The 23,045-nt window shown below is 37.2% G+C and carries 14 protein-coding genes and 1 pseudogene; 5 read left to right on the top strand and 10 right to left on the bottom strand.

Going from position 1 to position 23,045, the window contains the following annotated elements:
• Nucleotides 1-31: 31 nt before the first annotated feature.
• From FNW21_RS00190 to FNW21_RS00220, 6 genes are all read right to left on the bottom strand, one after another.
• The gene (locus FNW21_RS00190) at nt 32-2,410 is read right to left on the bottom strand and encodes an Ig-like domain-containing protein (protein WP_235889566.1); all 2,379 of its coding nucleotides are present in this window, start codon (nt 2,408-2,410) and stop codon (nt 32-34) included.
• Between the two features lie 321 nt (nt 2,411-2,731).
• Nucleotides 2,732-4,522 carry an acyl-CoA dehydrogenase family protein gene (locus FNW21_RS00200; protein WP_144254712.1) on the bottom strand — a complete coding sequence of 597 codons (1,791 nt, stop codon included), beginning with the start codon at nt 4,520-4,522 and terminating at the stop codon, nt 2,732-2,734.
• Between the two features lie 34 nt (nt 4,523-4,556).
• A complete protein-coding gene (locus tag FNW21_RS00205) occupies nt 4,557-4,922 on the bottom strand; it encodes a four helix bundle protein (protein ID WP_144254713.1) in 366 nt (121 codons plus the stop codon).
• Between the two features lie 115 nt (nt 4,923-5,037).
• Nucleotides 5,038-6,219: an acetyl-CoA C-acyltransferase gene (locus FNW21_RS00210; protein ID WP_144254714.1), complete on the bottom strand. Its 1,182-nt coding sequence runs from the start codon at nt 6,217-6,219 to the stop codon at nt 5,038-5,040.
• Between the two features lie 82 nt (nt 6,220-6,301).
• On the bottom strand, nt 6,302-8,692 hold the full coding sequence (locus FNW21_RS00215) for a 3-hydroxyacyl-CoA dehydrogenase/enoyl-CoA hydratase family protein (protein ID WP_144254715.1): 2,391 nt from the start codon (nt 8,690-8,692) through the stop codon (nt 6,302-6,304).
• Nucleotides 8,676-9,143, bottom strand: coding sequence for a MarR family winged helix-turn-helix transcriptional regulator (locus FNW21_RS00220; RefSeq protein WP_144254716.1), 468 nt, complete (start codon nt 9,141-9,143; stop codon nt 8,676-8,678). The genes FNW21_RS00215 and FNW21_RS00220 overlap by 17 nt, the downstream gene beginning before the upstream one ends.
• Nucleotides 9,144-9,542: 399 nt before the next feature.
• Here FNW21_RS00220 and FNW21_RS16475 point away from each other — a divergent pair.
• Nucleotides 9,543-10,067 (top strand): annotated as a pseudogene (locus FNW21_RS16475) (contractile injection system tape measure protein); the annotation flags it as partial.
• A 39-nt stretch (nt 10,068-10,106) separates the two neighbouring features.
• Nucleotides 10,107-11,684 carry a phage tail sheath family protein gene (locus FNW21_RS00235; protein WP_221932033.1) on the top strand — a complete coding sequence of 526 codons (1,578 nt, stop codon included), beginning with the start codon at nt 10,107-10,109 and terminating at the stop codon, nt 11,682-11,684.
• Between the two features lie 51 nt (nt 11,685-11,735).
• On the opposite strand, the gene FNW21_RS00240 is transcribed toward FNW21_RS00235, so the two are convergent.
• From FNW21_RS00240 to FNW21_RS00255, 4 genes are all read right to left on the bottom strand, one after another.
• Nucleotides 11,736-12,782: a proline iminopeptidase-family hydrolase gene (locus FNW21_RS00240; protein WP_144254718.1), complete on the bottom strand. Its 1,047-nt coding sequence runs from the start codon at nt 12,780-12,782 to the stop codon at nt 11,736-11,738.
• Between the two features lie 270 nt (nt 12,783-13,052).
• The gene (locus tag FNW21_RS00245; protein ID WP_144254719.1) at nt 13,053-14,834 is read right to left on the bottom strand and encodes an AMP-dependent synthetase/ligase; all 1,782 of its coding nucleotides are present in this window, start codon (nt 14,832-14,834) and stop codon (nt 13,053-13,055) included.
• Nucleotides 14,835-15,036: 202 nt separating this feature from the next.
• A complete protein-coding gene (gene purL, locus FNW21_RS00250; RefSeq protein ID WP_144254720.1) occupies nt 15,037-18,708 on the bottom strand; it encodes a phosphoribosylformylglycinamidine synthase in 3,672 nt (1,223 codons plus the stop codon).
• A gap of 313 nt (nt 18,709-19,021) precedes the next feature.
• The gene (locus tag FNW21_RS00255; protein WP_144254721.1) at nt 19,022-20,548 is read right to left on the bottom strand and encodes a right-handed parallel beta-helix repeat-containing protein; all 1,527 of its coding nucleotides are present in this window, start codon (nt 20,546-20,548) and stop codon (nt 19,022-19,024) included.
• A gap of 171 nt (nt 20,549-20,719) precedes the next feature.
• On the opposite strand from FNW21_RS00255, the gene FNW21_RS00260 reads away from it, so the two are divergent.
• From FNW21_RS00260 to FNW21_RS00270, 3 genes are all read left to right on the top strand, one after another.
• The gene (locus tag FNW21_RS00260; RefSeq protein ID WP_144254722.1) at nt 20,720-21,148 is read left to right on the top strand and encodes a hotdog fold thioesterase; all 429 of its coding nucleotides are present in this window, start codon (nt 20,720-20,722) and stop codon (nt 21,146-21,148) included.
• A 72-nt stretch (nt 21,149-21,220) separates the two neighbouring features.
• Nucleotides 21,221-21,850, top strand: a complete 630-nt coding sequence (locus FNW21_RS00265; protein ID WP_144254723.1) for a hypothetical protein — start codon at nt 21,221-21,223, stop codon at nt 21,848-21,850.
• Complete coding sequence (locus FNW21_RS00270; protein ID WP_144254724.1) at nt 21,850-22,917, top strand: chorismate-binding protein; 1,068 nt, start codon at nt 21,850-21,852, stop codon at nt 22,915-22,917. The genes FNW21_RS00265 and FNW21_RS00270 overlap by 1 nt, the downstream gene beginning before the upstream one ends.
• Nucleotides 22,918-23,045 lie beyond the last annotated feature (128 nt).

Genomic DNA, 23,045 nt, shown 5'->3' on the forward strand with positions numbered 1-23,045 from the left:
TGTTTTTTGATTCTATAATTTTGGTTGGAATTTAGTTAGGGACATTAATTACGGTATTTACCATGGTAACTGATGCTACTAATGAAATCGCTCTACCATTTAAAGTGGTTACACTAGAGTTCGTGCTATTAGCAGGTGAGGATAAAGTTACCCCTGAATTTGCCATAATATTTCCTGTCATAACACCTCCTCCAGCATAGTTGATAACGGCTGCGCTACCCACATACCAATACACATTTTTAGCCAAAGCTCCATTTATTAATTTAACACTGCTTGGCGATGAATCTCCCACCGTTAAAGCCGCAGCACATTGAAAAACGAATATGGCGTTAGGATCTCCTTGTGCGTCTAATGTAAGATCTCCATTGGTAATTTTGAAAGTACCACTAGCAGATTTGTAAATACTTGGTGCCAAAGTAAGCCCCCCTAATTCGCCAGCACCTGGGTCTGTTCCGCCTGGCATTGAGGCTGGAGAAATACTTAAATAAGCTGCCCTAGCGGCATTCAATCCTGCTAAAGCTGTTGCTGCGTTGGTTGCATTTCCAGGAGCTGGTGGTGCCGCAAATATGCCGCCTGTAACGAGTCCGTTATTAAGAGGTGTTACAGTATAAACATCACCAGTCACGCCATCTTTGAAACCGGTAATCAAAGTAGCCGCAGCGGTCGTTCCAATTGTTCCATTGATTTTTGTAAATAATCCTTGATTAGTTACACCAGCATTTCCTCCAAAAATACCAAAGAATAAATTACTTGTGGTTACTGGGGGTGGAATTACTACTATTGGAACAATTGTAGTGAAATTCCAAATGTAATCATTGGCTAAACCAATTCCAGCCATGTTTTTTGCCCCTGTAGTAATCGTACAAGTGTATGTTTTGTTACTAGTTAGAGCAGTAGTTGGATTAAAAGTAACTGTTGTACCCAAATACGAAATTGTTCCTGCTATAGCTGTTATTCCTTGTTTTACGGTAAAGGTTGTAGCGCTTAAAGTCGAAGCATTCATTGGCATATTAAAGGTTGCTGTAATACTTTTAGTGAGGGCTTCACCCGTATCATTATTCACTGGGTCGGTAGCAACCACAATAGGCGACAAACTAGTAGTAAATTTCCAGACATAATTACTGGCTAATCCAGCACCTGCAAGGTTTTTTGCCTCTGGGGTAATTGTACACGTATATACTGTATTTGCTGTTAAAGGGATAGTAGGTGTAAAAGTTGCAGTCAATCCTGCATATATAATGGTTCCTACTACTGTAGCAGCTCCTTGTTTAACCGTAAATGCTGTATTGGTCAAAGTCAAAGCATTCATAGGCATATTGAAGGTTACCGAAATACTTTTATTTAATGCAATACCAGTAGCATTATTGACTGGGTCGGTTGAAACCACAATAGGCAAGAGGCTAGTGGTAAATGACCATATATAATTACTAGCCAATGCTGTACCCGCAAGGTTTTTGGCATCTGTAGTAATGGTACAAGTATATATTGTGTTTCCTGTCAATGGGATAGAAGGGGTAAAAGTTACTGTTGATTCAGAATAGGTAATAATTCCTAAAACTGAAATATCCCCTTGTTTTACTGTAAATGCAGTAGCACCCAACGTTAAAGCATTCATAGGCATGTTGAACGTAGCCGAAATACTTTTATTTAAGGCAACTCCAATTGCGTTGTTAATAGGGTCGGTCGATACTACTTTTGGCAAAATACCACTAGTAAAAGTCCAAACATAATCAGCAGCCAATTCAATTCCTGAAAGATTTTTTGCACCTTTAGTTATAGTACACGTGTATACTTTATTTTCGGCTAATGGTAATGAGGGCGTAAACGAAACCATGGTTCCTGCATAGGTAATTGCTCCTAATACAGTAGTAGTTCCTTGTTTAACGGTAAATGTAGTTGCATTTAAAGTCAGTGGATTCATTGACATATTAAAAGTAGCAGTAATCACTTTATTAAGGGCAACATCAATAGCAAGGTTTGCTGGATCTGTTGATGCTACAAGTGGTATAAGTCCTGTTGTAAAAGTCCAAATATAATCAGTTTGCAACGCATTGCCAGTTACATCTTTGACAAAAGTCGTAATTCTCCCCGTATAAAGCGTGTTCTCTGCGAGTGGGCTTGCTGGTGTAAAGGTGGCTATTTTTCCAGAATGTGATACAGTTCCTGCTACAGGAGTTGTACCAATGGTTACGATAAAAGAAGATTGGTTGATGGTTGCTGGATCAATATCTTCGTTGAAAGTAACCGTAATAATCTGGTTTAGAGGCACGCCAGAAGCACCATCTATTGGGCTCGTTGCGGACACAACTGGGCATACACCAACGACTTCCTTAAAATCATCATTGGAACATCCCGAAATTAAAGCAATAAATAGTATTGCAATAATCAAAAGTAATTTTTTAGTTTTCATTTTTTTTTGGCGTTATTAAGTTTAAAAAAATTTAAATATTTATCCAACAAAGGTTCTGATATTATGCTTTTGAAGTATTATACAATTCGGTGATTTAGTTGCATTATTCACACTTTTTTGCATTTAATTTTTTTAATATCTTTTTTAAGGGCTTTTTTTTATAAAAAACTATAATTGATTTGTTTTTTTTGCGAATAGTACATACAAAAAATCGAGGTTTTATAGCCTCGATTCCTTTTAAAAATAGCCAAAAAAAAGCCGTCTCGTTTATTTAACGAGACGGCTTTCAACTAAAAAAAACTAAAAACTAAAAAATATCTTTTAGAAACAATATTGATTTTCGGTAACTAATTTGGTGGTAATCGTTTCTCTTAAACCAACAACATTTGGCATATTGGTATATTTGGTAAAACGACGCAATCCCATTAACATCATGCGTTGTTCATCGCCTTCGGCAAAAGAGATGATGCTTTCTTTTCCTTTGATGGTAATAATATCTACCGCTTGGTACAAATATAATTTGGCCATTGCAATTTGTTCTTTTACCTTGTCTTCACCAGTTGCTTTGGCTAGTTTTTCGGTTCTCAAAATCGTGCTTTCTGCCATGTAAATTTCGATAAGAATATCGGCAGCAGCCATCAATAATTGTTGGTGCGCGTCTAAATCGGGACCGTATTTTTGAACTGCACCACCAGCAACCATAAGGAAAGCTTTTTTCAATTTGGTAATCATTTCTTTTTCTTCGGCAAATAATTCCGAATAATCAGGAGTTTCAAAAGATGGAATTCTCATTAATTCTTCTTGTACTTTAGAAGCAGGTCCTAGCAAATCAACGTGCCCTTTCATGGCTTTTTTGATCAACATTCCCACCGAAAGCATTCTGTTGATTTCGTTTGTACCTTCGTAGATGCGAGCAATACGAGCATCTCTCCAAGCACTTTCCATAGGTGTGTCTTCAGAGAATCCCATTCCACCAAAAATTTGAATTCCTTCGTCTGCACAGTTTTGAACGTCTTCTGAAACGGCTACTTTCAAGATAGAACACTCAATTGCGTATTCTTCAACTCCTTTCAATTCCGATTCTTGGTGCGAAACACCTTCAGCTTCACGAGCCGTAATTCTGTCCTCAATGTCTTTGGCAGCGCGGTAGGTAGCACTTTCTCCTGCGTAGCAAGAAGTTGCCATTTCGGCCAATTTAGAACGAATAGCTCCAAATTGAGAAATTGCAGTATTGAACTGGATTCTTTCATTAGAATAGTTAACAGCTCCTGAAATTACTCTACGTTGCGCATCTAAACAAGCAGCAGCCAATTTGATACGACCAACGTTCAAAGCATTCATCGCAATTTTGAAACCATTTCCTCTTTCAGACAACATATTTTCCACAGGAACTTTAGCGTCATTGAAGAAAACCTGACGTGTAGAAGAAGCACGAATGCCTAATTTATGCTCTTCTTCGTTCATTGAGATTCCATTATCGGCAGTATTTTCTACGATAAAACCAGTGATGTTTTTGTCGTCACCAATTCTTGCGAATACGATAAAAACAGAACAAAAACCTGCATTCGAAATCCACATTTTTTGTCCAGTGATTGAATATGTTTTTCCGTCTTCAGATAAAACCGCTTTAGTCTTTCCAGAATTGGCATCCGATCCAGCGCCTGGTTCCGTCAAGCAATACGCTCCAAACCATTCTCCAGAAGCCAATTTAGGTACGTATTTTTGTTTTTGCTCTTCAGTTCCGTATAATGTGATTGGCATTGTTCCAATCCCAGTATGCGCTCCAAAAGCTGTAGAAAAAGATCCCGTTGCTCCCGAAATATAATCACATACCAAAACCGTATTCACAAATCCCATTCCCATTCCGCCATAAGCTTCTGGTACAGCTACGCTCAAGAACCCAAGATCTCCCGCTTTTTTCATACATTCTTGTGTATAGGCGTAGTCTTTTTTCTCAAAACGATCTTTGTGTGCCCACAATTCTTTGTCAACGAACTCACTCACAGAGTCACGCATCATTAACTGCTCTTCATTAAAATCTTCTGGCGTGAAGATGTTTTCACATTTTGTTTCTTTTACGATGAATTGACCACCTCTTGTTTTGTCGCTCATTTTTTTTTATTTTTTTAGATGAAAGATGAAAGAATCAGGAAGAAAGATTGTTGTCTAACTTACTTATGAAACCTGTGGTCATCTTTTGAAATTCAATTATTTTATTTTCTATTTCTTCTGTTTTTTCTTTTGATAAATAGTCATTTTGACAAGCTATCAGTAATTGTGTTTGTAATTCAAATGATGAACCCAAACTAATATTCAAATAATGTTGAAAATGTTTATTTCCTCTATTTGAACCTTCTGCAATATTTGAAGGCATTGAGACGGAGCATCGATTCATTTGACTGGATAAACTATAAGTTTCCGATTTTGGAAAAGTAAAAGTCAGCTTGTAAATATCATTTGTAATTTCCATAGCTAAAATCCAAATTTTCAAATTCTTAAAATTGTGCCTCATATATTCTAGTTTCTTTATTCTTGTCTCTTGCCTCTTAATTCTTGCCTCTTAATTCTTGCCTCTTCATTCTTGCCTCTTTATTCTTGCCTCTTCATTCTTGCCTCTTTGCTCTTCTTTAAAAAACTTCGTAAATCCCCGCACTTCCTTGTCCAGTTCCCACACACATACTCACAATTCCGTATTTACTGCCTCTGCGTTTCATCTCGTCAAACAATTGAACGGAAAGTTTAGCTCCTGTACAACCTAGTGGGTGTCCCAAGGCAATCGCTCCACCGTTGACATTGATGATATCGGGATTCAAGTTCAATTCACGGGTAACGGCCAATGCTTGTGATGCAAAAGCTTCGTTCAATTCAATTAAATCGATATCATTTAAAGTCAATCCCGCTTGTTTCAACGCTTTTGGAATTGCTTTTACAGGTCCGATTCCCATGATTCTTGGCTCAACACCTGCAGAGGCGAAGTTTACCAAACGGGCAATCGGTTCAAGGTTTAATTCTTTTACCATTTCTTCGCTCATTACTAATACGAAAGCGGCACCGTCACTCATTTGTGAAGAGTTACCCGCTGTTACACTTCCATCGGCAGCAAAAACAGCTTTAAGACCTGCTAATCCCTCCAATGAAGTGCCAACTCTTGGGCCTTCGTCTTTGTTTACAATGTATGATTTGGTTTCTTTTTTACCATTTTCATTGATAAAAGTTTGTTCTACTGTGATGGGTACAATTTGTTTGTCAAATTTACCTTCTGCTTGTGCTTTCAATGCTTTGTTGTGCGATTGAAAAGCAAATTCATCTTGGTCTGCACGCGAAATGTTGAATTGTTTCGCCACCGCTTCCGATGTTAATCCCATTCCCCAGTAGTAATCCTCGTGTCCTGCTTTTGCAACAGCATAATCCGGAGTAGGTTTGTAACCTCCCATTGGAATAAAACTCATGCTTTCGGCTCCACCAGCAATGATACAATGTGCCATTCCTGATTGGATTTTGGCAGTTGCCATTCCGATTGTTTCCAATCCCGATGCGCAATACCTGTTTACGGTTACACCCGGAACGTCATCAACTTTTAATCCCATCAAAGAGATTAAACGACCCACGTTCAAACCTTGTTCTGCTTCCGGCATGGCGTTTCCTACCATAACGTCGTCAATACGTGTTTTGTCAAAATCAGGCAACTCATTCATCATGTATTGAATGGTTTCTGCAGCCAACTCATCAGGTCTTTTAAATCTAAAAACCCCTTTTGGTGCTTTACCAACGGCTGTTCTGTATGCTTTTACTATATAGGCTGTTTTCATTTGTTTTTGTTTTTTAAGATTTATTAGAAGAAAGAGGCAAGAGGCAAGATATTTCTAAAGTCTTGTTTCTTGCATCTATTCTCTAATTGCGAAGCGGTTTTCCTTTGGTTAACATAAACTGAATTCGCTCCAATGTTTTTCTTTCGGTACAAAGTGATAAAAAGGCTTCTCTTTCAATATCCAATAAATACTGTTCCGATACCAAAGTAGCTTCGGATAAATCACCACCAGCCATAACATAAGCCAGTTTGTTGGCTATTTTCAAATCGTGTTCCGAGATGTATTTTCCAGCAACCATTTGATTGGTTCCAACCAAAAACATTCCCAATGCTTGTTTACCCAAAACTTTCACATCCGTTCTGCGTATGGGTTGAGTGTAACCCGCTTCTGCCATTAATAAGGCGTGTTTCTTGGCTTCGGCAATTTGACGGTCTTTGTTGACTACGATAATATCTTTTCCATGTTGCAAAAGTCCAGTGTCAAATGCTTCGTAACCTGAAGTTGATACTTTTGCCATTGCGATGGTCATGAAATATTCTTGAAGAACATTCAATTCCACATCGTTTTTACGAAATAAATCAGATGCACGCAAGGCCAATTCTTTAGAACCTCCACCGCCAGGAATAACCCCAACACCAAATTCAACCAATCCCATATACGTTTCTGCTGCGGCCACTACTTTGTCAGCGTGTAAACTCATTTCGCAACCACCGCCAAAAGTCATTCCGTGAGGAGCAACTACAACTGGGATTCCAGAATAACGCACACGCATCATCGTGTCTTGGAACATTTTGATGGCCATATTCAACTCATCGTATTCTTGCTCCACCGCCATCATGAATATCATTCCGATATTGGCACCAACAGAGAAATTCGCTGCTTGGTTTCCAATAACCAAACCTTGGTATTCTTTTTCGGATAAATCTATCGCTTTATTAATCGCAGCCAAAACGTCACCACCAATGGTATTCATTTTGGATTGGAATTCTAAATTCAAAATTCCGTCTCCCAAATCTTGGATGATAGCGCCACTATTGCTCCATACTTTTTTGCTTTCGCGAATGTTGTTCAGGATTATAAAGGCATCTTGACCAGGAACTTTAGTTTGAGATTTTGTTGGAATATTGTAGAAATAAGTCGCTCCTTCTTTAATTGTATAAAAACTGGTATTTCCAGATGCTAACATTTCGGTAACCCAAGCTGCAGGTTCAAGGCCTTCGGCTTTCATGATTTCGATTCCTTTTTCAACACCAATGGCGTCCCAAATTTCGAATGGACCATTTTCCCATCCAAAACCAGCTTTCATGGCATCGTCTATTTTGTATAATTCATTTGAGATTTCAGGAATACGGTTCGAAACATACCCAAACATTCCAGCAAAACTTTTTCTGTAGAATTCTCCTGCTTTGTCTTTCCCTTTAACTAAAACCTTAAATCTGTTGATTGGTTTGTCGATTGTTTTTGTCAATTCCAAAGTAGCAAAAGAAGCTCTTTTAGCAGGACGGTATTCCAAAGTATCTAAATCTAAAGAAAGAATGTCTTTGTCTACTTTCTTATAAAAACCTTGACCTGTTTTGCTACCCAACCATTTGTTTTCCATCATTTTGTTGACAAATTCCGGAAGTTTGAACAATTCGTGTTGTTCGTCTGTTGGGCAGTTTTCGTAGATTCCGTTGGCAACATGCACCAAAGTATCCAATCCAACCACATCCACAGTTCTGAAAGTAGCCGATTTTGGGCGACCAATAACCGGTCCCGTCAATTTATCTACTTCTTCAATAGTCAATCCCAACTCTTTTACAAGGTGGAACAAACTTTGAATTCCGTAAATACCAATTCGGTTTCCGATAAATGCAGGAGTATCTTTGGCAACAACCGAAGTTTTACCCAAGAATTTTTCTCCGTATATGGTTAAGAAATCCAAAACTTCAGATGAAGTTTGTGGACCAGGAATAATTTCGAATAATTTTAAGTAACGCGCTGGGTTAAAAAAGTGAGTCCCACAGAAGTGTTTCTGGAAATCTTCGCTACGTCCTTCGCTCATGAAGTGAATTGGAATACCAGAAGTGTTGGATGTTACCAAAGTTCCCGGTTTTCTAAATTTTTCAATTTGTTCAAAAACCATTTTTTTGATATCCAAACGCTCCACAACCACCTCGATGATCCAATCTACATTGGCAATTTTAGCCATATCATCCGTTGTGTTTCCAGTGGTAATTCGGCTTGCGAATTTTTGACTGTAAATAGGGGATGGCTTCGATTTTAAGGAGTTGGCCAAATGTTCGTTTACCACACGGTTGCGAACAATTTTACTCTCAAGCGTTAGCCCTTTTTTGGCTTCGGCATCCGTCAATTCTCTTGGAACAATGTCCAAAAGTAAGACTTCTACACCAATGTTGGCAAAATGACACGCAATTCCTGAACCCATAATTCCGGATCCAATTACTGCAACTTTTTTAATGGTTCGATTCATCAGTAGTGTTTTCAGTTTGATTAAATATATTTTTTTCTTGAATTAACTCATTTATAATTTCAGCAACTTCCATAAAATGCTGTAATTTTTCTTCGGAAACGTGTTGTTTTATGGTTTCATTAAATTTCAAAACGGTATTTTTAGATAGTTCTCTTTTTTCTTTGCCCATTTCGGTCAGGAAAATCAGTACGCCACGCCCATCAAACGGATTTTTTTCTCTTATTATTAACCCTTTGTCCTCCATAGACTTAAGGGTTCTTGTCAAGCTAGTGGCTTCCATTCCCATCTTTGGACCTAGGGCTGTTGAGGGTGTTCCTTTTTCTTTATCCATACTCAACAAAGCAAATCCTGTTGCCATAGTTGCGCTGTATTTTGCAGCTTCTTCGTTGTACATTCTTGACACGGCTTGCCATGTGGCTCTCAAAATGTAATCTATTGTTTTGTCTTTCATAACTTACTATAACGTTTTCAAAAGTAATAAAAAATATACTATGCACGCATAATATATTTGTTTTTTTTAAATTTTTATAAATATAAATAAAAACTCCTTTGAAAAAGAGGAGTTTACTTATTATTATGCGTGCGTAGTATATTTTTTGTTTTATGGGGTGTTGTTAATTTTTGAGATTTTTATAAAAAGAGATGAAATTTTGAATACGAAGAGACAAATGATGAATTCCTAACTCTTTTTAAATGAGATTAAAAGCATCTTAACGGATTTAGTAACAGTTTATTGATTTTCGTAATTTTAAGAAAATTATTATAATTATATTTGAAGGAATAATAGTGTTTGCTTTTGGTCACATTAAGAAAATAATTCAAAAATAAAAGACTTGTTAAACAAGAATCTAAAAAAATGGTTAATCAACAAGAAGGAATTGCAATTAGAAATGCAGGTATTGTATTACTCAATAATTATATCGTGCTGTTGCTGGAACGTTTAGATTTGCTTGAGAAAAATACGTTTAAAAATGAGGAATGCCAATTGCAAGGAGTGTATTACTAGCAGTATTTGGTTACGGGTTTATCTATAACAGAAGAAAGTTTTTTGCCACTTAATAAAGTATTGTGTGGATTACCATTAGCAACACCAGTTGCCGATGGTATTGAGATAATAGATAGCCAGAAAAATCTAATTGCTGGACTTATTAATGCAGTAATTTCTCATTGGACTACAATTGGTGATACTTCTGTAGATGGCTTTAGAGGCAATTGGTTAGTTAGGGATGGATTGTTAGTAGAAAAAGAAGAAAGATGGGAACTAACTGTTGACAAGAGGGCATATGATTTATTAATTCATAAATCTCCATTTTCTTTTTCAATTATTAAATATACTTGGATGCTAAAACCTTTGCATGTAATTTGGCTATATTAAAAATAGTAATTTTATAGAATAATTTAAGTATAAGAAATTATGATTGAATCTAATATTAAATCACCAGGTGTTTATATAGATGGTTTAAATGCCTTTCCAAATTCGGTAGTTCCAGTAGCAACAGCAGTTCCTGCTTTTATAGGTTATACACCTACAGCTTTATACAAAGGAAAATCGTATACTAATGTGGCTCAAAAAATAACTTCTTTTGCAGAGTTTCAAGCTATTTATTGTTTTCCAGATTCTGCTCCTTTATCGAGTCCAGTGAAGCAATATGCTCCTGAATATTATTTGGTAAAAGAAAATATCCAACCCCAAAAAGGAAATTATATACTTATGGATAATGCTTATTATTCTATTGTTCCTGATCCAAATACCATTTATTATCTATACAATAGTATAAGATTATTTTATGAAAATGGAGGAGGAGATGCTTATATTGTTTCGGTGGGTGGTTATGGAGCACCTTCTAAAAAACCAATAAATGCAGGTAATCAAATTGTAAATCCTAATGTACAACTAACCGATTTACAAAATGGTTTGACATTACTTTTGAATGAGCAAGAGCCTACGATGTATATTTGTCCCGAAGCAACATTGTTGAGTGTTGAGAATAATGGTACTTTAATGCAAGGAATGTTGAAACAATGTACTGAAATGCAAACTACTATAGCTATTTTTGATATTATAGGATCAAGAAATCCAGATTCAATTTTATACACAAATGATATTGAAACTTTTAGAAATAATACTGGTTCGCTAGGATTAAATTATGGTACGGCTTATTTCCCTTTTATAGGAACTACCATTATGCAAAATCAGGATATCGATTATACAAATTTATTTGGAGGTGATACAAAACAATTACAGGCAATTTTAAATCCTGCGGATAATCCTAATCCAAGTGTTACAAGTATTATGACAAATATTAATAATCCTTCATCGGGATTATCGTTAATACAAAATAATAATGCTTTAATAAATGCTAGTGAAACCTATGCCCTTATTATTAAACATATATTGTTTGATGTCAATGTTTTACCTCCTAGTGGTGCCATGGCTGGAGTAATTACTACCATTGATAATCAAGAAGGAGTGTGGCAAGCGCCAGCTAATACGTCGATAGTAAGTGTTTCTTCGTTGCCTATTAATTTATCAGAAACGCAACAAGGCAACTTGAATATAGATGCTGTTTCAGGAAAATCTATTAATGCTATTCGTTCTTTTAATGGAATAGGAATTTTAGTTTGGGGTGCAAGAACTTTAGACGGAAATAGCTTGGATTGGAAGTATTTATCAGTAAGAAGAACCATGACTTTTTTAGAACAATCTTGCAAGTTGGCTGCAAATGCGTATCTTTTCGAACCCAATGTTAAAAACACATGGGAAGCTGTTAAAGCTATGATAAGTAGTTTTTTAACATCAATATGGAAACAAGGTGGGTTACAAGGAGCTTCTGCTTCCGATGCATTTTCTGTGGCATGTGGATTGGGAACTACTATGACTTCTGATGATATTCTAAACGGATTTATGAATGTAACTGTAAAAGTAGCTATTATTCGTCCTGCAGAATTTATTGTACTTACTTTCCAACAAGAAATGACTACATCTTCGTAATTATTAATAAAAAACGGCTCATTAACATAAAATTATTCTTGAACTATTTATTCACCCTTTCTTAAATTCCCCACTATCCACATCCCTCAAAAATTGAATTACGCCTTTGAAATAGTTTTTCTGGTCATCATATTGGGAGAGGTGACTTCCGTTGGGACAAAACAAAAAGCGTCCGTTTTGCACTTCTTTCGACATCCATTTCATGTGTTCAGGATCCATGGTGTCGTATTTAGCTCCAATAACTAGAGTAGGAACGGTAATGGTTTTGAGTCGGGTGGTGACATCCCAATTTCTTAAAGAGGCATTTCCTGTAATTCCAAATTCGCTTGGCCCTTGCATGTATACATAGACATTGGGGTTGAGGTGTTTGAAGGCTCTATTTATGGATTCAGGCCATTGGTCAACAGGCATTCTTAAAATATGTTCGGTATAATAGTATTTAAAAAGCAGTTCACTATATTTTGGGTTGGTGTAATCTTTGTTTCTTTCAAATGTTTTTATTTGGTCAAAAACGACTTTTGGAAGTTTGGGCCCCAGCACGTCTTCGGCGTATTTATTGTAAGCGGGTGCGCTAGCCATCATGTTCGAAATAATCAATCCTTTTAGATTTTTTTGGTATTTCAAGGCATATTCCATCGCCAGAATTCCGCCCCACGATTGCCCTAGTACGTAAAAGTTTGTGCTGTCGCAACCCAATGCAATTCGCACTTGCTCCACTTCTTCTACAAAACGTTCGTTTGTCCAGAGTCGGTTATCGTTGGGTTGGTCGCTGTAGTAGGAACCCAATTGATCGTAATAAATGTATTCGATGCTTTCTTTTGGAAAAAAACCATCAAAAGATTCGAAACATTCGTGTGTTAATCCAGGGCCACCATGCAACAACAATACTTTTATTGTAGGGTTATTTCCAACGGTTTTTGTCCATACTTTAAATTTTCCTATCGGCGTATTGATGGGAATCATTTTGATGCCACCCGTAAATTGATCGTCTCTTTTGGAAAAATCCAAATAATTATTGACAACGGTATTTTCTTTTTGTTCTTTGCAACCAGTTAACAGTAGCAAAAGTGCTAAAACGGACAAGATTTTTGTTTTCATAAATCAATTGTTGGAAGTTTTTATTTGATTCAACAAGGTAAGCATTTTATAAATAAAAAATCCTTGCTAAATAATTAGTCAGGGCATTCGCTTTTAAAATTTTTCACCACAAATTCCACAAATTTTCACAAATTCAAAGTCTGTTTTTGGTATGTTTGAGTTAATTATGATGTTATTGACGGGTTCATTTTTGCGTAAATTTGTGGTTAAAGGAAATTATGCTTTTTAAAAGTGAATGCCGTGATAATTAGTAAGGATTCCAGATTGTATTTATGATTTACCATAAATTTTACCATACAATTCTTTGTACATTTCCATTACAATTTTGCGTTTTAGTTTTAGAGTAGGAGTGAGCTGCCCGCCATCAATAGACCAAACGTCAGGCGTTAACTCAAAACGTTTTATTTGTTCCCAATTGCCAAATTTTATATTCAAAGTCGTAATTTCTTCTTGAATGCGTTCGATTACTTTTGGGGTTGAAATAATTTCTTCATTGGTTTTACCTACTTCAATATGGTGTAATTTTGCCCACTCTTTGATGAATTCAAAACTAGGTTGAATAAAGGCTGCTGGCATTTTTTCGCCATCACCAATGACCATGATTTGCTCAATAAAACGGGATTGTTTCATTGTGTTTTCAATGAGTTGTGGGGCAATATACTTACCGCCAGAGGTCTTGAACATTTCTTTCTTTCTATCGGTAATTTTAAGAAATCCTTCGGCATCAAAAACACCAATGTCTCCCGTATGAAAATACCCGTTTTGCAGGGCTTCGGTCGTTTTTTCTGGGTCTTTGTAATAGCCCATCATGACGTTAGGCCCTTTGCAAAGAATTTCGCCATCTTCGGCAATTTTGATTTCGACATTGTCAATAACTTTGCCAACAGTTCCAATCTTGAAGCCATGATTTCTAGTGTCATTCACGGAGATTACAGGCGACGTTTCGGATAATCCGTAGCCCTCCATGACAGGGATTTCGGCGGCAGCAAAAACGCGAGCCAATCTAGTTTGCAACGCAGCACTTCCTGAAACCATCAAATCGAGATTGCCTCCTAAACCTTCTTTCCATTTACTAAAAATGAGTTTGCGAGCAAGTTTTAATTGCAATTCATACCAAAGTCCGTTCGCTCCATACGGTTCATATCGCAATCCTAAATCGATTGCCCAAAAGAAAAGTTTCTTTTTAATTCCAGTTAGTTCCGTTCCTTTGGCATAAATTTTATCGTACACTTTTTCCAGAAGTCTGGGAACGGCCGTAATTACTGTTGGTCGAACCTCTTTTAGATTGTCACTTAATTTGTCTATTGATTCTCCAAAATAAACTGAAACACCATAATATTGGTACAAATACAAAATCATTCTTTCAAAAATATGGCAAATGGGTAGAAAACTCAATGCCGTGCTTTTTCCTGCAGCAAAAGGAATTCTTGGCGCACTATCCAAAACATTTGAAACGATATTTTTGTGCGAAAGCATTACGCCTTTGGGTCTTCCTGTTGTTCCCGAAGTATAAATTATGGTGGCTAAATCATCTGTTTTTACACCGTTTTTTCGATCTTCTACCACATTTTGGTTGCTCTGGTCTTCGCCAAGTGTGAGTAAGGACGTCCAGTTTTCGCAGTCTTCGATTTCATTAAAACAATACACTCCTTTTAAACTAGGAACATTTGCTTTGATATTAGTGACTTTGGCAAGCACTTCGACATCCGAAACGAAACAATAACTCGCCCCAGAATGGTTTAAAATATATTCATAATCTTCCTTTGCAATCGTGGGGTAAATAGGTACTGTTTGTGCGCCAGTTTGTAAAACTCCAATATCCATAATGTGCCATTCGGTTCTATTGTTGGTAGAAATTAGGGCGATTTTATCGTCTTTTTGAACACCCAATCGAATCAAAGCTCTCGAGACCGCATTGGCCTTGGCGATGTATTCTTGCGTAGAAGTTTTTATCCAAACTCCGTTTTTTTTGGTAACCAAAGCATCGGATATATTGGTAAATTTTTCTTGTTGATAATAAGGAAAATCAAAAAGGCGTGTGATAGTTATCATTATTAAATATTGAATTTTATTGCAAATTAAATAAAAATTAGTAGTATTTTTTATTTTTAATAAACTAATTTCCAAAACTTTAATTACGGTATTGGTTTTCAGCGAAATCGTTTTCTTAACAAGCTAAAAAAACTACTGTTTTACTACAAAAAAAAACGTCCACCACAGGGTGAACGCTTTATATTAGTTCTGGTTTTTTTGATTATAATTTCTCTACCCACAATCTAGCATTCACAAATGCTTCATGCCAAGGCGAAACTTCATCGTTTCTGTCTTTTGGATAATGTGCCCAGTTCCATTGAAAAGTCGAACGCTCAATGTGTGGCATCATAACCAAATGCCTTCCCGTTGTATCGCATAGCATAGCGGTATTATAATCGGAACCGTTTGGATTGGCTGGGTAACTTTTGTAACCATATTTTCCAACGATGTTGTAGTTTGCTTCTGGTTCCGGTAAATTAAATTTTCCTTCACCATGCGATACCCAAACGCCAAGAGTACTTCCCGCCAATGTGGACAACATCACCGATTTGTTTTCTTGAATCGTTACCGAGGTAAAAATACTTTCGTGTTTATGACTTTCGTTGTGCAACATTTTTCCGTGTACTTCGTGCTCTGGATTTACCAATTCCAATTCCATAAACAACTGGCAACCGTTGCAGATTCCAACAGATAAAGTATCTTCTCTTTTGAAGAAGTTTTTTAATGCTGTATTTGCTTTTTCGTTGTATTTGAATGCGCCAGCCCAACCTTTGGCGGAGCCCAAAACATCGGAATTCGAGAATCCTCCCACGGCGCCAATAAACTGAATGTCTTCTAGGGTTTCGCGTCCCGAAATCAAATCGGTCATGTGTACATCTTTTACATCAAAACCCGCTAAATACATGGCGTTTGCCATTTCACGCTCGGAATTACTTCCTTTTTCACGAATAATAGCAGCCTTTGGTCTTGGTTTTGTAGCATCGATAACAGGTGCTTTGCCAGTAAAGTGTGCAGGGAAAGTATATTTTAATGCTTGGTTTTTGTAATTATCAAAACGGGCTTTTGCCGTTCCGTTTTTGGCTTGTTTTTGATCTAATAAATAAGAGGTTTTAAACCAAATGTCTCTTTGTTTTTTGATGTCTAAAGTCAAATGTCCAAGGTCTAAAGTTTCAGTTGAAGTAACTGAACCAATTTTGAAGAACTCAATGTTATTTGAATTTAATTTAGATTCAACACTTGCATCATTTTTAGCCTGAAAAACAATCCCAATATTTTCAGCAAAAAGAATTTTTACTAAATCTTTTTCTTTAAAATTATCGAAAGAAATATTTGCTCCCAAATTCACATCTGCAAAACACATTTCCAATAAAGTAGTAATCAAACCACCACTTCCGATATCATGACCTGCCAAGATTTGAGTGTCTAAAATTAATTCTTGCAAGGTGTTAAAAGCATTCTTAAAAAACTTCGCTTCTTTAATTGTGGGTGCTTCGTTTCCAATTGCGTTTAAAGTTTGTGCCAATGAAGAGCCACCTAATTTAAAATCGTCTTGCGACAAATTGATATAATAAATAGACCCACCGTCTTTTTGCAAAACAGGTTCAACCACTTTTGTAATATCGATACAATTTCCACCTGCAGAAATAATTACTGTTCCGGGCGCAATTACTTCGTCGTTTGGATATTTTTGTTTCATCGAAAGGGAGTCTTTTCCGGTTGGAATGTTGATTCCCAATTCGATAGCAAATTCCGAACACGCTTCAACAGCCGCATACAAACGAGCATCTTCGCCTTCGTTCTTGCAGGCCCACATCCAGTTGGCGGATAACGATATGCCGTCCATTCCGTTTTTTATAGGTGCAAAAACAATATTCGATAGCGATTCGGCAATCGCCGTTCTTGTTCCCGCCACGGGATCAATCAAAGACGCAATTGGCGAATGCCCAATCGAGGTCGCAATTCCTTCAATACCTTGGTAATCCAAAGCCATCACACCAACATTATTTAAAGGCAGTTGCAAGGGCCCAGCACATTGTTGTTTGGCCACTTTTCCGCCCACACAACGATCGACTTTGTTGGTCAACCAGTCTTTGCAGGCCACGGCTTCTAGTTGCAAAACGTGTTTTAAATAAGTAGCAATATTGTTTTTATCGTATTGTAAACCACCATAATTATAAGCGATAGTTTTGTCGGTCATTACGGTTTTTGGCGAACTTCCAAAAAAATCTTCCAAGGCATAATCCATTGGTTTTTCGCCTGTGGTTTTGGACTCGAACGTAAAGCGGTGATCGCCCGTAACATCGCCCACTTGGTACATTGGAGCACGTTCTCTGTCTGCTATTTTTTGTAGTAAATCGATATTTTCTTTGGCAATAACCAATCCCATTCGTTCTTGGGATTCGTTGCCAATAATTTCTTTTGCGGAAAGGGTAGGGTCGCCCACAGGCAGTTTGTCTAAATCAATTAATCCGCCGGTTTCTTCCACCAATTCCGAAAGGCAGTTTAAATGCCCGCCAGCTCCGTGATCGTGAATGGAAACAATTGGATTATGGTCGCTTTCTACCAAACCCCGAATGGCGTTGGCAGCCCGTTTTTGCATCTCGGGATTCGAGCGTTGAATGGCGTTGAGTTCGATTCCCGATCCCAAAGCCCCAGTATCTGCTGATGATACCGCAGCACCACCCATTCCAATTCTATAATTTTCGCCGCCCAGAATGACGATTTTATCGCCTTCCTGTGGTTTCTTTTTGATGGCTTGGTCTAATTTTCCGTAACCAATGCCACCGGCTTGCATGATTACTTTGTCGTAACCAATTTTGCGGTTGTTTTCTTGATGTTCGAAAGTTAAAACAGAACCTGTAATTAACGGTTGCCCGAATTTATTTCCAAAATCCGAAGCTCCGTTGGATGCTTTGATTAAAATATCCATTGGCGTTTGGTACAACCATTTTCTTTCGGCTACAGCATCTTCCCAAGGTCTGTCATCTTGAGCGGAGTCGAAAGACGTCAAACGAGAATACGAAGTCATATACACTGCGGTTCCAGCCAATGGCAAGGAGCCTTGACCACCTGCCAAACGATCTCGAATTTCGCCACCTGCTCCGGTTGCAGCTCCGTTAAACGGCTCTACGGTGGTAGGGAAATTATGCGTTTCGGCTTTTAAGGAAATAACCGAATCAAATTCTGTTACTTCATAAAAATCGGGTTTGTCGGCAGTTTTTGGGGCAAATTGTTGTACTCTTGGGCCTTTTACAAAAGCCACATTGTCCTTGTAAGCCGAAACAATATCGTTCGGATTTTCTTGTGATGTTTTTTTAATTAGTTTAAAAAGCGAGGTTTCTTTTTCGACGCCATCAATTATAAAAGTACCGTTAAAAATTTTATGACGGCAATGCTCGGAATTGGCTTGCGAAAAAGCAAATATTTCGGAATCGGTTAGTTTTCGACCTAATTTTGTGGTCAAATTGTCTAAATAGTCAACCTCTTCGGAGCTTAAGGAAAGTCCTTCTTGTTTGTTGTAGGCTGCAATAGCATCAATATCCAAAATAGGTTCTGGAAGCACATTGATGGTAAATATATCGGGATTTAACTCGCTGTATTTTTGCGAAAGCATAGGGTCAAAATCAACAAAATCGGCATCGGAATATTGAAATTCTTCGATTCGAATGATTCCAGCAATGCCCATATTTTGCGTAATTTCGACGGCATTGGTGCTCCAAGGCGTAATCATAGTAGCTCGTGGGCCAACAAAAAAATCCGACAGTACGGATTTTTCTATTTTATGCGCATCGGCAAAAAGCCAGTTGAGTTTTGAAATGTCTTCGGTAGCAATTTCGGTTTTAGTCTGAACTGCAAAAATGGTTTTGCTTTGGTTTTCAAAGAAATGAATCATCGTTGTGTTGTTTGTTGTAGTATCGTGCAAATTTAGTTTAAATAAATAGTAAGAACAAATGTGATACAGAAAGTATTTGACAAAATCAAGAATTAAAAAAGCGCCATCCATTTTTTAAATCGATAGTGCTTTTAAGGAAGTCGAAAGTTTTAATGTCGTAAAGTCAAAAGAAGCAATATTGTCAATAATAGTTCAAAATCAATCTATTACCACGTTTTTTCCAATACGTCATCATACAATGAATGTTATATGTTTTGTTTTAATATCCAAATTAAATTGCTTTTTTACCAAATTATAATGAACTCAAAAGGATTTATTTTGGAAACGTTTTGTTTTGATAGGCACCCAAATCTGGTGGAGAAGTTCTCGAATTTCCTATAATATCAAGCGGAATGGTATACGCCGAATTCCCTTTTGCGAAAGCGGCAGAAGTCTCGTCGATATTCATTTTGTTTAGATTTATATTAAAGAATTTAGGGTCTTTGTTCAATATAATATTGGTGTAATGTGCGCCGTCAGTTTGAAATTGATACAAAGGATCGGTCGTAAATTGATTGGATGTATTGTTGAATTTTAGCAAGCAATTATTAAACTGGTAGTTAAAAGCGGCCCCTTCTTTTTTATTCAAAAGGAGTTCGTTCGAGTAGGAGCCGTAAATTATGCAATTGTTAAAAGTAGCTGCTGTCAAATCCTTAACTTCTGGAGTTGCGCTTGCAAAATAGTTCCCAACCGAAACCGCAACTTGGCTGGAACTCGACCAATTATTGTTGAACGTACAATGGGTAAACTGGTAATTGCCGCCATAAGCACAAGCTAAACCTGCTTGACCTGCATTGTTTATGACTAGGTTTTCGGCTTTAATTTTGGCTGTTTGCGCTAGAATTCCATAATTTGTAGCATTGTAAATTTGAGTGTTTTTTAGGGTAACTGTTGTTCCGTCATTACTGTCAATCCATAAACCTACCGTAGCATTTTTCAGTGTCAAGTGGTCAAAAGTATTGTTGGTACTGCCATCCGTAAGCCAAATAATTCCCCATTGTCCAGGCACATCAGCAAAATCTGGCTCTAATCTATCGCCTTCAAAAATGACTTCTTTTTCGAGTTTATCGGTTAAGGATTGGCCTCCATTCACATGAATACTGGCTTTATTGGCGACAATTAATCCAGAATTGGCATGAAAATAAACACGAGAACCGGGATCAAAAGTGGCGGTTTTTCCTGATGGAACTGCGGCATAACCATAGATTACATAGGGCTTTTTATTCGTAAATTGGAGTTCATTTCCATTAACAGGATCATTTTCATCGAGGTAAAAACCGTAAACTTTATCTTCGCCAATTGGAAGGGTTTCGGTTGTGCCATCTGCAAATTTTTTGGGGTAAAGAAACACCGCGTCTTGAATTAAAGTGACCAAGGCTACCTTTTGTAGATTGGTGCCGCTATCAAACTGAATGTCATCCGTGTATAAAAAATCGGTTGGATTAGCATCGGCACTGCTGGCGGTTGTTTCTATAAAAATATACAAACTGTCTTTGGCCAAAAGGGTTACATCATTGAATATTTTCCCATTCGTTCCCAATATACCATCAACGGTCATTCTATATTTAGAATTCAATCCTTTGCCCAGTTGAATGGTGGGGATTTTAATGTCGTTTTTGCTGTGGTTGTAGACTTTTAGCTTATAAGTGCTGGAACCAATGTTAGTAAAAACGGTATCCAAGTAAATCGTATCTTTAGAAAAAGCCAAATCGCCGGTGCTTGGAATGGTTTCAAAATCACTACGACAAGAACAAATAGTTAGTAATAGTCCTGCAAAAAGTAGTAAAGTGATGTGGCGCATTGGTATCGATTTTTTTGTAAAAATAGGGATAAATTAGAAAATGCAATCTATCCGCATCTATAAAATGCAATATGTTTTGAATTATTGTATGGTTTCCAAAAAATATAGCCGACTCTTTCTTTTTTTTATCCAAAGATCGGCATACAATTTATACTTTTACAAAAAAAAGCAATGGCATTAGACAAAATAAAAATGCTCGAATACTGTAATGCGTTTTCGAAAAACACCTTGATGGAAACCTTGAACATTGAATATATTGATGCAGGTCCTGATTTTTTGGTCGCCAAAATGCCAGTGAATGCTACTGTTCACCAACCAATGGGCTTGTTGCATGGCGGTGCATCGGTTGCATTGGCGGAAAGTGTGGGAAGTGCGGCGTCTCATTTTTTTATAAATGACCAAGAGCAAGAAGTGCGTGGCATCGAAATAGCAGCAAATCATCTCAAAAGTATCCGTGAAGGAGTAGTTTTTGGTACCGCTAGAATCATTCATAAAGGGCGAAGCATCCATTTATGGGAAATAAAAATCACGGATGAAGCGGGGAATTTAATCTCGCTTTGCAAATTGACCAATATGGTTTTGACCAAAGAAAAAAAATAAGAACTACGGTTTTTTTGAGGGTTTTCTTTCTGCAAAAAGAGATTAATTGACATTACTAAATAAAGTATTAAAATGAAAAAACACATCACAATTTTCTTGACATTGTGCACAGTATGGACTGTTTGTAGCCAAAATTTTGAAGGTAAAATCACTTATTTTAACTCCTATAAAAGCAACAATCCACAAGTTACGGATCAGCAATGGAACACGATGTTGGGCAGTACACAAGAATATTATATTAAATCTGGGGATTACAAATCAGTGGTGAATGGGTCGCTATTTCAATGGCAATTGTATCGCAATGATGCCAATAAATTGTACAACAAAATGGCAAATTCCGAAATCGCTTTTTGGAACGACGGTGCCATTCAAGGTGATGAAGTTTTGAAAGTAGTGTGGAATAAAAAAACAAGTACCGTTTTGGGGTATTTGTGTGACGAGCTTATTTTGACTTGCAAAAGTGGTGTTCAAAAATATTATTTCAATTCGAAAATCAAAGTTGATGCGGCATTATTTGCCAAACATAAATTTGGAAATTGGTTTGATTTTGTCTCTAAATCGAATGCTATACCATTGAAAACTATCATTGAGACACCGCAATTTACGCTTGTGAGTACCGCAACTGCTGTGCTTCCTATGGTATTGGAAAGCAGTTTTTTTCAACTACCTGTTGGAATTCTAACCGAAAAAAGTCCGTATTAATGACCTATTTTATTTCAGAAATTAGGAAACAACACGAACGTCAATTGCCCTTTGTGTTGTATAGCAAACCCAATTCGGATCAAGTTATAGGATTGTTGCAACAAAATGATACGTTATATTCGGTTGTTGATTTTACCGAGAAAGGGTTTGTTTTTGCCTCTTTTGACGGCAATAAAACCTATTTTATTCCTGATAATCAATCGGAAGAAATAAGCTTTGTTTTCGATAAAAAAACTATTGCTATTCCTGAAATTGAAATAGCAACTGTTAATCTCGAGGCCAAAAAGGAGTTCCAAATGCTAGTTGCCAAAGGGATTCAAGCAATTGAAAACGAGACGTTTAAAAAAGTAGTTTTGTCCCGACAAGAATCATTAGAATGCCCTAATTTTGATGCTGTTGCGGTGTTTCATAATTTGGTTGAATTGTACCCGAGTACTTTTGTTTATTGTTTTTTTCATCCAAAAGTTGGAATGTGGTTGGGGGCAACTCCAGAGCAATTGGTGCGGGTGAACGATACCGTTTTTGAAACCATTGCATTGGCGGGAACGCAAAAAGACACGGGAACGGCAACGGTCAAATGGCAAGCAAAAGAAACCGAAGAACAGCAAATTGTAACCGATTATATTGTTACCAAGTTGCAAAATATAGCTTCGGAAGTGCATGTTTCTGATGCTTATAGCGTTAAAGCAGGAAGTATTTGGCATATAAAAACCAATATTTCGGGTGTTTTGAATGCCAATGCCAACGTCAAAAATATCATTGAATTATTGCATCCCACACCCGCTGTATGTGGTTTGCCCAAAGAAAAAGCAAAAGCATTTATTATAGCAAATGAGCAATATGATCGGACTTTTTATACTGGCTTTTTGGGCGAACTCAACCGAAAGGAACTCAATATGAAGCAAAGTTCTGATTTATTTGTAAATTTGCGGTGCATGCAAATCAAGGAACAAGTGGCGATTGTTTATATGGGTTGCGGAATTACCAAAGACAGCATTCCTGAAAAAGAATGGGAAGAAAGCGTTAATAAATCCATGACAATGAAACGAAGTTTGGTTGTGAGTTAGGGAGGAAGAGACAAGAGGAAATAGACAAGAGGAAAGAGACAAGAGGAAAGAGACAAGAGGAAAGAGACAAGAGGAAGAGACAAGAGGAAGAGACAAGAGGAAGAGACAAGAGGAAAGAGACAAGAGGA

It is taken from the genome of Flavobacterium restrictum, from assembly GCF_007097245.1.
Taxonomy (GTDB): Bacteria; Bacteroidota; Bacteroidia; order Flavobacteriales; family Flavobacteriaceae; genus Flavobacterium; species Flavobacterium restrictum.

Excerpts from the sequence above, each read along its gene's own strand:
- FNW21_RS00190 (WP_235889566.1), bottom strand. The coding sequence starts at position 2,410 with ATGAAAACTAAAAAATTACTTTTGATTATTGCAATACTATTTATTGCT.
- FNW21_RS00200 (WP_144254712.1), bottom strand. The coding sequence starts at position 4,522 with ATGAGCGACAAAACAAGAGGTGGTCAATTCATCGTAAAAGAAACAAAA.
- FNW21_RS00205 (WP_144254713.1), bottom strand. The coding sequence starts at position 4,922 with ATGAGGCACAATTTTAAGAATTTGAAAATTTGGATTTTAGCTATGGAA.
- FNW21_RS00210 (WP_144254714.1), bottom strand. The coding sequence starts at position 6,219 with ATGAAAACAGCCTATATAGTAAAAGCATACAGAACAGCCGTTGGTAAA.
- FNW21_RS00215 (WP_144254715.1), bottom strand. The coding sequence starts at position 8,692 with ATGAATCGAACCATTAAAAAAGTTGCAGTAATTGGATCCGGAATTATG.
- FNW21_RS00220 (WP_144254716.1), bottom strand. The coding sequence starts at position 9,143 with ATGAAAGACAAAACAATAGATTACATTTTGAGAGCCACATGGCAAGCC.
- FNW21_RS00235 (WP_221932033.1), top strand. The coding sequence starts at position 10,107 with ATGATTGAATCTAATATTAAATCACCAGGTGTTTATATAGATGGTTTA.
- FNW21_RS00240 (WP_144254718.1), bottom strand. The coding sequence starts at position 12,782 with ATGAAAACAAAAATCTTGTCCGTTTTAGCACTTTTGCTACTGTTAACT.
- FNW21_RS00245 (WP_144254719.1), bottom strand. The coding sequence starts at position 14,834 with ATGATAACTATCACACGCCTTTTTGATTTTCCTTATTATCAACAAGAA.
- purL (WP_144254720.1), bottom strand. The coding sequence starts at position 18,708 with ATGATTCATTTCTTTGAAAACCAAAGCAAAACCATTTTTGCAGTTCAG.
- FNW21_RS00255 (WP_144254721.1), bottom strand. The coding sequence starts at position 20,548 with ATGCGCCACATCACTTTACTACTTTTTGCAGGACTATTACTAACTATT.
- FNW21_RS00260 (WP_144254722.1), top strand. The coding sequence starts at position 20,720 with ATGGCATTAGACAAAATAAAAATGCTCGAATACTGTAATGCGTTTTCG.
- FNW21_RS00265 (WP_144254723.1), top strand. The coding sequence starts at position 21,221 with ATGAAAAAACACATCACAATTTTCTTGACATTGTGCACAGTATGGACT.
- FNW21_RS00270 (WP_144254724.1), top strand. The coding sequence starts at position 21,850 with ATGACCTATTTTATTTCAGAAATTAGGAAACAACACGAACGTCAATTG.